This window comes from Pseudoroseomonas cervicalis ATCC 49957, assembly GCF_000164635.1.
Lineage (GTDB): Bacteria > Pseudomonadota > Alphaproteobacteria > Acetobacterales > Acetobacteraceae > Pseudoroseomonas > Pseudoroseomonas cervicalis.
On the sequence record NZ_GG771271.1, the window covers coordinates 1 to 501 of the forward strand.

The 501-nt window shown below is 75.8% G+C and carries 1 protein-coding gene; it reads right to left on the reverse strand.

Features of this window, described 5'->3' with window-relative positions; genetic code table 11:
- Nucleotides 1–77 precede the first annotated feature (77 nt).
- The coding region (locus tag HMPREF0731_RS22950; RefSeq protein WP_007006676.1) for a helix-turn-helix domain-containing protein at nt 78–501 on the reverse strand (424 nt) is incomplete at its 5' end.

Consider the following 501-nt stretch of genomic DNA (forward strand, 5'->3'; position numbering starts at 1 on the left):
TCTTGGGGGCGCCCCCCGGCCTGTCGCTTCACCAGCGCGCCAGCCGGTTGAATTGTGCGCGACGCGCGGCCGCGGCCTCAGCCCGGTGGCGTGGCGCCGCCGCGCGGCCGGCGTGGCGCCTCCCCGGTCAGCCGGCGGTAGAAGCGGGAGAAATAGGCCGGGTCGCGGAAGCCCAGAGCATAGGCGATCTCCGCCACCGACTGGGTGCCGTAGCGCAGGCTGCGCCGCGCCTCGACCAGCTTGCGGGCATGGATCAGCTGCAGCGGACTGCGCCCGGCATGGGCGCGGCACAGCGCCGCCAGCTTCTTCTCCGACAGGCCGAGGGCGCGGCGATACTCCTCCAGCCCGCGATCCTCGCGGTACCATTGCTCGACCAGCGCGCGGAAGCGGGCGAAGAGCAGCAGCTCCGGCGCCGCCGGGATGGCGGCCTCGGGCCGCTCGGCGCGCAGCCGGGCCAGCGCCAGCAGCACCAGCCGCAGCTGCGCCGACAGCGCCGCGGCG